Here is a 13,771-nt window from a genome sequence, read left to right on the forward strand (position 1 = left end):
GTTCCCCACGATTTTCGGGACGGGGCGGGAGGCGTGCGCCTCAGACCTCGATCAGCACCTGGTCGAGCGATTTGCGCACCAGGTCCGGGACCTCGCAGTCGTCGGCCGGATAGCCGACCGGGATCACCGCGAACGCCTTCTCGTTCGCGGGCCGGTCGAGCACCTCGGACAGGAAGCGCATCGGGCTCGGGGTGTGCACCAGGGCCGCCAGACCGGACTGGTGAAGGGCGGACAGCAGCATGCCGACGGCGATGCCGACCGACTCGTCGACGTAGTAGTGCTTGTGCTTGGTGCCGTCGTCGGCCAGCCAGTAGCGCTGCTGGAACACGACGAGCAGGACCGGGGCATCGGTGAGGTGGGTCTTCACCGCGTCCGTGCCGATCGGCCGCAGCGCCGCCAGCCACTCCTCGCCGAGCCGCCCGTCGTAGGAGATCCGCTCCTCCTCCTCGGCCGCCTGGCGTATCCGGCGCCGTACGTCCGGGTCCTTGACCAGGACGAACGTCCACGGCTGCTGGTGGGCGCCGGACGGCGCGGTCGCGGCGCAGGCGACCGCGTCGCGGACGGCCTGCTCGGGGACCGGGTCGGCCGAGAACCGGCGTACGGTGCGGCGCTCGTCCATGCGCTCGCGCAACTCGGCGGCCCGCGCGAGGGTTTCGGCGCTCGGCATCCGCGCCGGGCGGTAGGGGACGGGCCGGTACGGCTCGCCGTGGACGGGAGTCCAGTGCTGCTCGGTGGGTGTGGGCATGGGGAGATTTTGGCCGCCGGGTGCGTGACGCTCCAAGTGCCCTGACATGTAAGTGACTTGAAAGGTCCAGTCCAGGTGCCTACGAGAGGTGGAAGGGGGGCAGCAGGGGCCGCCCCCCTTCCCGAGGCCCTCTGGTCAGCCGCTCACCGACACCGCGCCCGTCTCGATGTGGCCCGTGTACCGGCGCGTCCACGTCGAGTCGGCGTCGGCCGTGATCGTGAAGTCGTACCAGCCGTTCTGGTACGCCACCGCGTTGAAGTAGTCCTCGGTGGAGCCGCCCGCCCCCACCGTGTATGTCCAGGGGCCGTCCGTACGGTAGTTGTTCGAGGTGACGGTGAACTTCACCGCAGCGGCGGAGGCGTTGGTCAGTTTGAACCAGATCGCCTGCTTGCCGGTGCCGGGCTCGACTCCGTAACGGGCCGCCACTTCGATGGACTTGCCCGCGCTCGTCGCGTCGCCCGTGAAGCGGCGCTGGAAGCGGTTCGGGCCGACCATGGTGAAGTCGTACGTGCCCGAGCCGAAGCCCGTACCGATGCTGAAGGAGTCGGTGGCGGTGCCGCCCGCGTCGACCGTGTACTGCCACGGCGTGGTGTCGCGGTAGGCGTTGGGGTGGATGGAGAAGTGCGCGGCGCTGGTCGCCGGGGCGCCCTGGTTGGCCATGCCGAACCAGGCCAGGATCTGCCCGCCGGACGTGAACTCGAACCGGTCGAGGTTGCCGTTCGGCTGGTACGGCAGCGCGCGGGCCGGGCGGGTGCCGGGCTCCTGCGCGGGCAGCGCGTTGGTCTGCGGCGACGGGTTGGGCAGCGGGCCGCACATGCCGATGCCGATGACCGAGGTCGCGGGCAGCCCGGACGCCATGCCGTACACCGGCGACGCGAAGTCGAAGACGCCGGTCAGGTCGCCGGTGACCTTGCGGCGCCAGTCGCTGATGTTGGGGCAGGTCGCCGGGGTGCCGATGGCGGCGGTCCACGTTTCCATGAAGCGCAGTACGGAGGTGTGGTCGAAGACCTCCGAGGAGACCCAACCCCCGCGTGTCCAGGGCGACATGACCAGCATCGGCACCCGGAAGCCGAGGCCGTACGGGATGCCGCCCAGGAACTCCCCGGCCGTCCCGGCGGGCGGGGACGGCGGCGGTACGTGGTCGAAGAAGCCGTCGTTCTCGTCGTAGTTGAGGAACAGGACGGTCGAGTCGAAGACGTCGGGGGCGGCGGCGAGCGCGCGGTACACCAGGTCCACGAAGTGCGCGCCGTCGCCGGGCGGGGCGTACGGGTGCTCGGAGAAGGCCTGGTTGGCGACCACCCAGGACACCTGGGGGAGCGTGCCGGCGAGGGCGTCCGCCTTGATGGCGGCGGCGATGTCGTCGGGGGTCGAGCCGGTGACCGCCGGGACGGAGCCCATGCCGCGGTCGTGCAGCGGGTCGCCGGCGGGCGCGGAGGCGAACTTCTGGAAGTACGCGAGGCCGTTGTCGCCGTAGTTGTCGCCGGCGTTCTGGTAGACCTTCCAGCTGACCCCGGCGCGCTGGAGGGCCTCCGCGTACGCCTCCCAGGTCAGGCCCGACTCGTCGCCGCCGTCGTTGCTGGAGCCGTCGACCTTGCCGCTCCACAGGTAGGTGCGGTTGGGGCCGGTGGCGCTGAGCGTGGCGCTGAAGTAGGCGTCGCAGATGGTGTAGTTGTCGGCCAGCGCGTAGTGGAACGGTATGTCGCCCCGGTCGAGGTAGCCGAGGCTGCGCACGTTGCCGACGCCCGCCACCCAGTTGTCCATCCGGCCCTGGTTCCACGCCGAGTGCTGCGAGGACCAGCTGTGCGGCAGGTCGCCGTCGCACTGCGCGAGGGTCTCGCCGTCGGCGCCGCCCGCCGCCGGGGTCGAGCTCAGCTTCCACGGGTACTGGCGGCCGAGCCCGTTGGGCTGGTTGAACACGGGCTGCCCGCCGGACAGCAGGATCCCGCTGCGGTCGCCGAAGCCCCGGACGCCCTTGAGGCGGCCGAAGTAGTGGTCGAAGCTGCGGTTCTCCTGCATGAGGATCACCACGTGCCTGACGTCCGTGATGGTGCCGGTCGCCGAGGCGGCCGCCGTGCTCATGACGGCCGAACCGGCCGCGCCGGCCGTCCCCGGGGGCAGTACGGCTCCGGCCGCCACGCCCGCGCCGAGTGCCACGAATCCTCTACGACTGATCGGTGTCATCCGCCCGCCTGTCCGGTCCCGTGCGCCCCAGCGGCACATCGAGCGCAAGAGTGCAGCCGCTCAATGGTCTGGAGCCAGACCTCTACGGGGAGAGATGTGTGAACTCTCGGTCAATGGCGTCCAACGGCCGGAATCCACCGGGGCTTTCAGCCGCCCTCAACGGTCCTCAGCGGTCCTCAGCGGTTTTCAGTGGTCCTCAGCCGCCCTCGGCGGTCCTCAATGGTTCCTCGCCGCGTTCGAGCCGCAGCGTCCGGGTCGGCGCCACATAGGCGGTGAGGCCGGTGCCGCCCAGGATGCCGAGCTGCGCGGAGAGCGGAACGCCGTCGTACGCCTTGATCTTCCGCACCCCGTCGGCCCCCAGGGTGACCAGCGCGTGGGTGCGCCGGCCCTGCCGGTGGAAGACCAGATCGCCCGCCGCGAGTCCCGGATCGCGCGAGGCCGGTACCCGGCCGAGCGCGCGGCCCTCCAGCGGGGTGTGCAGCGGGCCGTGGTCCATCACCTCGCGGTGGTACGGGTCCACGGAGAGGTAGAGGTTCTCGACGAGCGCGGTACCGGGGGCAGGTTCCGGTACCGGGGCGACCCCGACCCCGGCCGGCACCCGTGCTGCCGCCCGCGCTCGAAGGGCTCGTCGCCCGGCATCCCGGGATCGTGCCCGAGGTGCGCCTGGTGCGCCTGGTGCGGGAGGTGGGGCCGGGGACGGCGGGCGAGGATCAGGGAGCTCCGGGCGCTGCGCCCGGCGGGCTCGGCGGCGGCGGGGCGTCTCAGATAGTAGGAAGTCCGAGTAATTGTAGAGACAGACGCGAGCCCAGCGCTTAGCTTTGTAGAAGCCGAACGTCTCGCCGATCCGGCGAATGGCGGTCGTGAGCGCAGTGCCCTCAGGCAGGCAACCCCTGCGGCAGCGCTCCCCGCCCCTTCCGGCACCTCACTGCATCCGCCGGGGCCTGCCCCGGACCTCCCAGCAGAGGAGTCGAATTCCCATGACCAAGCAGCCCGTCCGCCGCGTCCGTCACTCTTCGCGCGCCAGTGAGTCCGACCGCAAGAACGCCGCCGCCGCCCTCCAGCGCGCACTGGACCGCAGGGACAACGGCGGCGCCACGGGGCACTGAGCCCCCACCGAACGGCGCGGCCGGTGAACCGTCCGCGCTGTGGCGGGAGTTGGCGGTGAGTACGGCCGGCGCCGTCCGGTGTGTCCTGCCCGGAACTCCTGTCCATACTGTGGACAGGGCGTGTCAGTGGCTGGGACGCGGGGGTAGGGTGCCACCATGTCGGCAAGTTCTCGCAGCATCAATCTCGCAGTGATTCCCGGTGACGGCATCGGCCAGGAGGTCGTGGCCCAGGGCCTCAAGGTCCTGACCGCGGTCCTTCCGCCGGATGTGAAGCTGGAGACCAGGGAGTTCGACTTCGGCGCCCGGCGCTACCACGCCACCGGTGAGACCCTCACCGACGCCGACGTCGCCGCCCTCAAGCAGCACGACGCGATCCTGCTCGGCGCGATCGGCGACCCCTCGGTCCCGTCCGGCGTCCTGGAGCGCGGGTTCCTGCTGAAGCTCCGCTTCCTCTTCGACCACTACGTCAACCTGCGGCCCTCGAAGCTGCTCCCGGGTGTCGCGACCCCGCTGGCCGGACAGCCCGAGATCGACTTCATCGTGGTCCGCGAGGGCACCGAGGGCCCGTACACCGGCAACGGCGGCTCGATCCGCACCGGAACCCCGCACGAGGTGGCCACCGAGGTCTCGGTCAACACCGCCTTCGGTGTCGAGCGCGTGGTCCGGGACGCCTTCGCCCGCGCCCAGGCCCGCCCCCGCAAGAAGCTGACCCTGGTCCACAAGAACAACGTGCTGGCCTACGCCGGGCACCTGTGGACCAACATCTTCAACAAGGTGGCCGAGGAGTTCCCCGAGGTCACCACCGACTACCTGCACGTCGACGCGGCGACGATCTTCCTCGTCACCCAGCCCGAGCGCTTCGACGTGATCGTCACCGACAACCTCTTCGGCGACATCATCACCGACCTGGCCGCGGCCGTCTCCGGCGGCATCGGCGTCGCTGCCTCCGGCAACATCAACCCGAGCGGCGAGTTCCCCTCGATGTTCGAGCCGGTGCATGGCTCCGCGCCGGACATCGCGGGACAGGGCAAGGCCGACCCGACGGCCACGATCCTCTCCGTCGCCCTGCTGCTGCGCCACCTCGGCCACGAGTCCGAGGCCACCTGCATCGAGGTCGCCGTCTCCGCCGACCTGGCGGCCCGCGGCAGCTCGGTCCGTACGACGGAAGAGATCGGCGACGCGCTCGCCGTACGCGTAGCCGGCTGACCCAGCGCCCGCACACGCACCGGCCGCCGGGTCGCAGTTCGCACCCGGCGGCTTTTCGCATGCGGCCACCGGGTGACACCATCATCCCCGGACCGCACATCACACCGTTATGTCCAAGGCCCCACCACGAGCGATAATCGGACGAGGGCCCGCGCCATGCGGAGCAGCTCGGACGTCCCGGCACAACACGGCGTGAGCGCGGTCCGTCACTATCCACCGGTGAAGGACACAGCACTCATGACGACGCCCACGATCGAGCTCAAGCCCACCTCGCACCCGCTGTCCGACGCGGAGCGCGAGGCGATCCTGGCCAGCCCCGGTTTCGGCCGCCACTTCACCGACAACATGGTGACGGTGCGCTGGACGGAGGGCCGCGGCTGGCACGAGGCGCAGCTCGTGCCGTACGCGCCGCTCTCCATGGACCCGGCGAACATGACGCTGCACTACGCGCAGACGATCTTCGAGGGCCTCAAGGCGTACCGCCAGCCCGACGGCACGGTCGCCACCTTCCGCCCCGAGGCCAACGCCGCGCGGTTCCAGTCCTCGGCCCGCCGCATCGCCATGCCCGAGGTGCCCGCCGACCTCTTCATCGCGGCCTGCGACGCGCTGATCCAGCAGGACAAGGCGTGGGTCCCGGCCTCCGGCGAGGCCTCCCTCTACCTGCGCCCCTTCATGATCGCGACCGAGGTCGGCCTCGGCGTGAAGCCCGCCAACGAGTACCTCTTCATCGTGATCGCCTCCCCGGCCGGCGCCTACTTCCCCGGCGGTGTGAAGCCCGTCTCGGTGTGGCTGTCCGAGGAGTACGTCCGTGCCGTCAAGGGCGGCACCGGCGCGGCCAAGACCGGCGGCAACTACGCGGCCTCCCTCGTCGCCCAGGCCGAGGCCGCCCAGCACGGCTGCGACCAGGTGGTCTGGCTGGACGCCGTGGAGCACCGCTGGATCGAGGAAATGGGCGGCATGAACCTGTACTTCGTGTACGGGGCTGAGTCTGATCAAAAGCCCAAGATCGTCACCCCGGAGCTGACCGGGTCGCTGCTGCCCGGCATCACCCGCGACTCCCTCCTGAAGATCGCCCGCGACCTCGGTTACGAGGCCGTCGAGGGCCGGATCTCCACGGACGACTGGAAGCGCGACAACGAGAACGGCACCCTGACCGAGGTCTTCGCCTGCGGCACCGCCGCAGTGATCACTCCGGTCGGCTCGGTGAAGTCGGCCCGTGCCGAGTGGACCCAGGGCGACGGGCAGCCCGGCGAGGTCACGATGAAGCTCCGCAAGGCGCTGCTCGACCTTCAGACCGGGCAGGCCGCGGACCCGCACGGCTGGATGCATCAGCTCGGCTGAGTGAACGGCTGGTTGTATTTCGACTGCGGGCCGTCCGGGGCTGGTCGCGCAGTTCCCCGCGCCCCTTAGGGCGCTGGTGCCGAAAGGCGCCTCCAGCGGCCTGCTCAGGCCCTCAGCTTTCCACCAGGGCCGTCTCGGACTCCGCGTCCGGGGCGGCCTTTTCTGCTGTGCGGGGCCGGGCGGTCAGCGCCACGTACGCCACCCCTCCCACCACCCCCGACAGCAGGAAGCCGCAGTCCACCCCGCCGGTCCACGTCAGCAGCGGGCCCTGGTAGTTGGGCAGGGGGACGGCCGGCAGGCCCGTGCCCGCGCCGAGTGCCCAGGCGCCCACCGCGCGCGGGTTCCAGCCGGCCCGGTACCAGTAAATCCCGCCCCGCGCACGGCGGTTGAAGACCTGGAGCGCGTCGGCGTCGTACACGCCGCGACAGCGCGCGAAGCCGATCAGGGTGATCACCGCCCAGGGGGTGCCGATCGCGGCGAGCAGCAGGCCCACCGCCGAGCCCACCAGGCGTCCGCGCACGCCGAATTGGGCGCCGGATGAGGTCGACAGGTTGGTGGCGGTACGGAGCGGGACGAGGGCCGGCGGCGCGGTGAGCAGGGTGCCCGCGATCACCGCGCTGACCGAGGCCCCTTCCCCCAGCTCTCAAGGAGCAGGGGAGACCCCATTTCGAGGCCGAAGGAGACCGGCAGCCAGCCGAAGACGATCACCCCGAGGCACAGGTTCGAGCCGAGCAGGATCGACACGAGATCGCGGGGTCCGCTGGTGCTCCCCCAGGCTCTCGACTCCTCCCCCAAGTTCTCGGCTTCGCTCGAACAGGGGGGACCCCCATGCGCAGGGAGGTGCCCCCCTCGCCTCCGGGACGGTATCGACTCCGCGCTGTTCTATGGGCATGCCGGTGCCTCTCACTCTCGGAGTGTTTGAGTGGCGCTCAATGTGACCCATGCCAAGCTTGGACGTCAATGCTTCCGGTCTGTGAAATCTCTGGTTAGAGTGACGTTCAAACAGGAGGTGTGGTGGCGTGCGACTGACCCCGACGGAGCGTGACCGGCTGCTTTTGTTCGGCGCGGCGGAACTGGCCAGGGCCCGCAGGGCCCGCGGGCTGCGGCTGAACGTGCCCGAGGCGACCGCGCTGATCGCGGACACCGTCTGCGAGGCGGCCCGGGACGGCAGGCGGCTCGCCGAGGCCATCGAGGCGGCCCGGTCCGTGCTCGGCCCCGACGACGTGCTGCCCGGCGTGTCCGACGTGGTCACCGAGGTCCATGTGGAGGCCGTCTTCGACGACGGCTCGCGGCTCGCGGTGGTCCCCGGCCCCATCGGCGGCACCGCGGGGCCGGCCGCCCCCGGCGCGCTGCTGCCCGGCGACGGCTACGAGGAGGCCGCCCCCGCGGTGCGGCTCACCGTGACCAACACCGCCACCGTGCCCGTCTCGGTCACCTCGCACTTCCACTTCTTCGAGGCCAACCCCCGGCTCGACTTCGACCGCGCGGCGGCCTACGGCATGCGGCTCTGCGTGCCCGCCGGGTCCTCGGTGCGGTTCGGGCCCGGCGAGAGCGAGGAGATCGGCCTGGTCCCCATCGGCGGCGACCGGATCGCGATCGGCTTCGCGGGCCTCGTCGACGGGCCGCTGGACGCGCCCGGCGCGCGGCAGGAAGCCCTGCGCAGGGCCGCCGCCTGCGGATACCTGGGAACCGGCCGGCGCGAGGGAGGCACGTGATGGACCCGTACGAGTACGCCTCCGTGCACGGCCCCCGCACGGGCGACCGGATCCGGCTCGGCGACTCCGGCCTGACCGTCCGGGTCGAGTCGGACAGTCAGCGCGCTGGCGACGAGTTCCTGGCCGGATTCGGCAAGACCGCCCGCGACGGACTGCACCTGAAGGCCGCCGCCGTCCGCGCGACCTGCGACGTCGTGATCAGCAACGTCGTGGTGATCGACGCGGTGCAGGGCATCCGCAAGGTCTCCATCGGCATCCGCGAGGGCCGGATCTGCTCGATTGGGCGGGCCGGCAACCCCGACACCCTCGACGGCGTGGACGTGGTCGTCGGCACCGGCACCTCGATCGTCTCCGGCGAGGGGCTCATCGCGACCGCCGGAGCCGTCGACACCCACGTACACCTGCTGTCGCCCCGCATCATGGAGGCCTCGCTCGCCTCCGGCGTCACCACGATCATCGGCCAGGAGTTCGGCCCGGTCTGGGGCGTCGGCGTCAACTCGCCCTGGGCGCTGCGCAACGCGTTCGCGGCCTTCGACGCCTGGCCGGTCAACATCGGCTTCCTGGGCCGGGGTTCGTCCTCGGACGGCGCCCCACTGGTGGAGGCGCTCGCCGAGGGCGGCGCCTCGGGGTTCAAGGTCCACGAGGACATGGGCGCGCACACCCGGGCGCTCGACACGGCGTTGCGCGTCGCCGAGGAGCACGACGTCCAGGTCGCCCTGCACAGCGACGGGCTGAACGAGTGCCTCACGGTCGAGGACACCCTGGAGGTGCTCGAAGGCCGCACCATCCACGCCTTCCACATCGAGGGCTGCGGCGGCGGGCACGTGCCCAACGTCCTGAAGATGGCCGGCGTCCCGAACGTCATCGGCTCCTCCACCAACCCCACCCTGCCGTTCGGCCGGGACGCGGTGGCCGAGCACTACGGCATGATCGTCTCGGTCCACGACCTGAAGACCGACCTGCCGGGCGACGCGGCGATGGCCCGCGACCGCATCCGGGCCGGGACGATGGGCGCGGAGGACGTGCTCCACGATCTGGGCGCCATCGGCATCACCTCCTCGGACGCGCAGGGCATGGGACGCGCGGGCGAGACCGTGCGCCGCACCTTCGCCATGGCCGGCAAGATGAAGGCCGAGCTCGGCCCGCTGGAGGGCGACGGCCCCGGCGACGACAACGCGCGCGTGCTGCGCTACCTGGCGAAGCTGACCATCAACCCGGCCATCGCGCACGGACTCTCGCACGAGATCGGCTCCATCGAGGTGGGCAAGATGGCCGACATCGTGCTGTGGCGCCCGGCCTACTTCGGTGCCAAACCGCAGATGGTCCTCAAGTACGGCTTCCCCGCCTGGGGCGTCACCGGCGACCCCAACGCGGCCACCGACACCTGCGAACCGCTCGTCCTCGGCCCGCTGTTCGGCGCCCACGGTGGCACCGCCGCCGAGCTGTCCGTCGCCTTCGTCGCCCGCGCCGCCCTCGACCAGGGCAACGACCGGCTGCCCACCCGCCGCCGCCGGGTCGCGGTGCGCGGCACCCGCGGCATCGGCCCCGCCGACCTGCTGCTCAACTCCCGTACCGGAGCGGTCGGCGTGGACGGCCGCACCGGCCTGGTCACCCTCGACGGCGACCCGCTGCGCTCGGAACCCGCCGACTCCGTGTCCCTCAACCGCCTCTACTTCCTGTAAGGACCCCCTGATGTCTGCTGCCGCCGACGGCTTCCGGATGCCCGCCGAGTGGACCCCGCACGAGCGGACCTGGATGGCGTGGCCGGGCCCCAACGTCACCTTCCCGAACGACGCCGAGCTCGCCGAGTCCCGCGCGGCCTGGGCGTCCGTCGCCCGCGCCGTACGCCGCTTCGAGCCGGTCACCGTGATCGCGGGACCCGGCCAACTGGCCGACGCGCGAGCCCTGTTGGGCGACGGCATCGAGGTGGTGGAGCGCGAGCTCGACGACGCCTGGATGCGGGACATCGGACCCACCTTCCTCACCGACGGCACGGGGCGACTGGCCGCCGTCGACTGGACGTTCAACGGCTGGGGCGCCCAGGACTGGGCTACCTGGGAGCACGACGCGAAGATCGCCGCCCACGTCTCGGACCTGGCCGGCGCGCGGACGTACACCTCGCGGCTGGTCAACGAGGGCGGCGCCATCCACGTCGACGGCGAGGGCACCGTGCTGCTCACCGAGACCGTCCAGCTCGGCCCCGAGCGCAACCCCGGCTGGAGTCGCGAAGAGGTCGAGGCGGAGATCCACTCGATGCTCGGCACCCGCAAGGCGATCTGGCTGCCGCGCGGCCTGACCGGCGACTACCCCCCGCACGGCTACGGCACCCTCGGCCACGTCGACATCGTGGCCGCCTTCGCCCGCCCCGGTGTCGTCGTCGCCCACACCCAGCCCGACCCGGCCCACCCCGACCACGAGCTCTGCAAGGAGAACGTGGCGCTGCTCCGCTCGCAGACCGACGCACGCGGCCGCGCCCTCGAAGTGGTGGAAATCCCCGCGCCGACCGTCGTGACGGACGAGCACGGCTGGGTCGACTACTCGTACATCAACCACTACCTCTGCAACGGCGGAGTGGTGCTGTGCGCCTTCGACGACCCGCGCGACGAGATCGCGGCGGGCATCTTCCGCCGCCTGTTCCCCGAGCGGACGGTGACCCTGGTCGACGCCCGCACGATCTTCGCGGGCGGCGGCGGCATCCACTGCATCACCCAGCAGCAGCCGAGGGTCTGACCCCGCGACCAGGCGCGGTGCGCATCGGGTAGAACATACGGGTGACGAGTCCCGCCCCCCGCCGCCGCAACACCGCCCCGCCCCGCGAGGAGGTCCTCGCCGCCGCCATGGCCACCATCGCCGAGCGGGGTCTGGACGGGCTCACCATGGCGGGACTCGGCCGCGAGGTCGGCATGTCCAGCGGCCACCTCCTCTACTACTTCCGCACCAAGGACGAGCTGCTGCTCCAGACCCTGGAGTGGAGCGAGGGCCAGCTGGGCGCCGAGCGGCGCGGACTGCTCTCGCGGCCGGGCACGGCCCGCGAACGCCTCGACGCCTACGTCGACCTGTACGTCCCCGACGGACCCCGCGATCCGCACTGGATCCTGTGGCTGGAGGTCTGGAACCGCTCGCAGAACGCCGACAGCACCGCCCGCGCCCGGCAGGCCGCCATCGAGGGGGCCTGGCACCGCGATCTGGTCGCGATAATCGCCGAGGGCGTCTCGCGCGGCGAGTTCCGCCCGGTGGACGCCGACCGCTTCGCGGCCCGCCTGCGCGCCCTGCTCGACGGGTTCAGCGTGCATGTCGCGGTCGGCCTCCCCGGCACCGGACGTCACCAAGTCCTCGACCACGTAAGGGAGTTCGTGGACGAGTCGCTGGTGCGGGGAACGCAACGCACGTAAGTAGGCCCGATCGTTGCGGCCGGATGCCTTGCCCGTCGGGTCGGCCTGGGCCACCGTGAGCGTCCATGGGACGAGAGCACTGGAAGAAGATCTGGGTCGGTTCGGCCGGCAACATGGTCGAATGGTTCGACTGGTTCGTGTACGCCACCTTCGCGGTGTACTTCGCGGACGCGTTCTTCCCGAAGGGCAATGAGACCGCCAACCTCATGAACACCATGGGGATCTTCGCGGTCGGCTTCTTCATGCGGCCGGTCGGCGGCTGGCTGCTCGGCCGGATCGGCGACCGCAAGGGCCGCAAGGCCGCCCTCACGCTGACCGTCACCCTGATGTCCGCCTCCGCCATCCTGATCGCGATCGCCCCGACGTACGCGGTCGCCGGATACGGGGGAGTGGCGGTGCTCCTGGTCGCCCGGCTCCTCCAAGGCCTCTCGGTCGGCGGCGAGTACGCGGCGAGCGCGACCTACCTCACCGAGGCGTCCGACCCGAAGCGGCGCGGCTTCGCCTCCAGCTTCCAGTACGTGTCGATGACCGCCGGCCAGCTCGTCGGTCTCGGGCTCCAGATCGTCATGCAGCGCAACCTCTCCGACGCGGCCCTGCACAGCTGGGGCTGGCGCATCCCCTTCATCGTGGGCGCCCTGGGCGCGGCCATCGTCTTCTACCTGCGCCGCAGCATGCTGGAGACCGAGGTGTACGAGGAGTCGGGCGCGGCCCGGGACGAGGACCGGGGCACCCTGAAGGCGCTGTGGGCGCACAAGCGGGAGGCGCTGCTCGTCATGGCGCTCACGATGGGCGGCACGGTCGCGTACTACACGTATACGACGTACCTCACGAAGTTCCTCTCCAAGAGCGCGGGCATGGACAAGTCCACCGCCTCGCTCGTCAGCTTCTGCGCCCTGTTCGTCTTCATGTGCCTGCAACCGCTGGCGGGCGCGCTCTCCGACCGGATCGGGCGCCGCCCGCTGCTGATCACCTTCGCGGTCGGCTCCACCTTCCTGACCGTGCCGATCATGATGCTGCTCAAGCACGCGGGCACCTTCTGGCCGGCCTTCGGCCTGGCCCTGCTCGCGCTGGTGGTGGTCACCGGATACACCTCGATCAACGCCTGTGTGAAGGCTGAGCTCTTCCCGACCGGCATCCGCGCCCTGGGCGTCGCCCTGCCGTACGCCATCGCGAACGCGCTGTTCGGCGGGACGGCCGAATACGTGGCGCTCTGGTTCAAGAAGGCGGGGATCGAATCCGGCTTCTACTGGTACGTGGCCGGATGCGCGGCGGTGTCCCTGGTTGTCTACCTCAGCATGCGCGAGACGCGCGACATCGATCTCAACCGGGTCACGGAAGAACCCCGGCGAGCGGAAGCGGAACCGATCCCTTCGCATTAGCGCAGGTCGTGGGCGCCCGGATGGTGAGACCCCACCACCGGGCCCCGGACCCGTATGGCAAACTGCGAGCGTGCTCGCTTCCGACATGATTATGGACAGCAGCGCGCCGGTCCGCAGTGATCGCTGAACCGTGGAACCATCCGCGGCGGCGGCCATCGTGCCCCAGACCCGCGCGCAGACCTCTCGCACCCGCGAGGGGTCTTTTCGTTTACCGGCCTCACCACGGCCGGGGCGAGGAGCGCGGCGACGGGGGCAAGTGGAGCCATGGGTTCGGAGCCACTCACCCGACAGGAGTCAGATCAGCATGACGACCAACGAGGCGCACGAAGCCGCCGAGGAGAGTCTTCCCGCCGGCCTTCGCGTCGACGACAGCTTCCATGTCTTCGACACGACGTTGCGTGATGGTGCGCAGCGTGAGGGGATCAACCTCACGGTGGCGGACAAGCTGACGATTGCGCGGCATCTGGATGAGTTCGGGGTGGGGTTCATCGAGGGTGGCTGGCCTGGTGCCAATCCCCGCGATACGGAGTTTTTCGCGCGGGCGCGTCAGGAGATCTCGTTCCGCAATGCGGAGCTTGTGGCGTTCGGTGCGACGCGGCGTGCGGGTGGCCGGGCTGCGGAGGATCCGCAGGTGCGGGCTTTGGTGGAGTCGGGTGCGCCGGTGGTCACCTTGGTGGCGAAGTCGCATGACCGGCATGTGGAGCTG

General features: G+C 70.9%; 10 protein-coding genes and 3 pseudogenes. 9 read left to right on the forward strand and 4 right to left on the reverse strand.

From position 1 onward, the window contains the following. Nucleotides 1–40: 40 nt before the first annotated feature. The 3 genes and pseudogenes from ACIBK6_RS25975 to ACIBK6_RS25985 form a co-directional block, all read right to left on the reverse strand. Nucleotides 41–745 carry a nitroreductase family protein gene (locus ACIBK6_RS25975; protein WP_399053740.1) on the reverse strand — a complete coding sequence of 235 codons (705 nt, stop codon included), beginning with the start codon at nt 743–745 and terminating at the stop codon, nt 41–43. A gap of 135 nt (nt 746–880) precedes the next feature. Continuing rightward, entirely contained in the window at nt 881–2,926 is a 2,046-nt protein-coding gene (locus tag ACIBK6_RS25980; RefSeq protein ID WP_399053741.1) for a phosphocholine-specific phospholipase C, read from the reverse strand. Nucleotides 2,927–3,125: 199 nt separating this feature from the next. Continuing rightward, nucleotides 3,126–3,524, reverse strand: a pseudogene (locus ACIBK6_RS25985) (NADP-dependent oxidoreductase); the annotation flags it as partial. Nucleotides 3,525–3,903: 379 nt separating this feature from the next. Between ACIBK6_RS25985 and ACIBK6_RS25990 the strand changes: the two are divergent. From ACIBK6_RS25990 to ACIBK6_RS26000, 3 genes are all read left to right on the forward strand, one after another. After that, a complete protein-coding gene (locus ACIBK6_RS25990; protein WP_399053742.1) occupies nt 3,904–4,032 on the forward strand; it encodes a hypothetical protein in 129 nt (42 codons plus the stop codon). Between the two features lie 156 nt (nt 4,033–4,188). Beyond that, on the forward strand, nt 4,189–5,238 hold the full coding sequence (locus ACIBK6_RS25995; RefSeq protein ID WP_399053743.1) for a 3-isopropylmalate dehydrogenase: 1,050 nt from the start codon (nt 4,189–4,191) through the stop codon (nt 5,236–5,238). Between the two features lie 237 nt (nt 5,239–5,475). Further along, a complete protein-coding gene (locus ACIBK6_RS26000; RefSeq protein WP_399053744.1) occupies nt 5,476–6,579 on the forward strand; it encodes a branched-chain amino acid aminotransferase in 1,104 nt (367 codons plus the stop codon). 112 nt (nt 6,580–6,691) lie between these two features. Here ACIBK6_RS26000 and ACIBK6_RS26005 read toward each other — a convergent pair. Continuing rightward, nucleotides 6,692–7,471: pseudogene (locus tag ACIBK6_RS26005) on the reverse strand (cytosine permease). Between the two features lie 127 nt (nt 7,472–7,598). On the opposite strand from ACIBK6_RS26005, the gene ureA reads away from it, so the two are divergent. The 6 genes and pseudogenes from ureA to ACIBK6_RS26035 form a co-directional block, all read left to right on the forward strand. After that, complete coding sequence (gene ureA / locus ACIBK6_RS26010) at nt 7,599–8,294, forward strand: urease subunit gamma (protein ID WP_399053745.1); 696 nt, start codon at nt 7,599–7,601, stop codon at nt 8,292–8,294. After that, the gene (locus ACIBK6_RS26015; protein ID WP_399053746.1) at nt 8,294–9,976 is read left to right on the forward strand and encodes an urease subunit alpha; all 1,683 of its coding nucleotides are present in this window, start codon (nt 8,294–8,296) and stop codon (nt 9,974–9,976) included. Before ureA ends, ACIBK6_RS26015 begins: the two co-directional genes overlap by 1 nt. 10 nt (nt 9,977–9,986) lie before the next feature. Then, complete coding sequence (locus ACIBK6_RS26020) at nt 9,987–11,024, forward strand: agmatine/peptidylarginine deiminase (RefSeq protein WP_399053747.1); 1,038 nt, start codon at nt 9,987–9,989, stop codon at nt 11,022–11,024. Nucleotides 11,025–11,131: 107 nt separating this feature from the next. After that, a complete protein-coding gene (locus ACIBK6_RS26025; RefSeq protein WP_399053762.1) occupies nt 11,132–11,686 on the forward strand; it encodes a TetR/AcrR family transcriptional regulator in 555 nt (184 codons plus the stop codon). Nucleotides 11,687–11,751: 65 nt separating this feature from the next. Then, nucleotides 11,752–13,065: an MFS transporter gene (locus tag ACIBK6_RS26030; protein ID WP_399053748.1), complete on the forward strand. Its 1,314-nt coding sequence runs from the start codon at nt 11,752–11,754 to the stop codon at nt 13,063–13,065. A 304-nt stretch (nt 13,066–13,369) separates the two neighbouring features. Continuing rightward, nucleotides 13,370–13,771 (forward strand): annotated as a pseudogene (locus ACIBK6_RS26035) (citramalate synthase); the annotation flags it as partial.

The sequence above is a fragment of the Streptomyces sp. NPDC050485 genome (genome assembly GCF_044458185.1).
Taxonomy (GTDB): Bacteria; Actinomycetota; Actinomycetes; order Streptomycetales; family Streptomycetaceae; genus Streptomyces.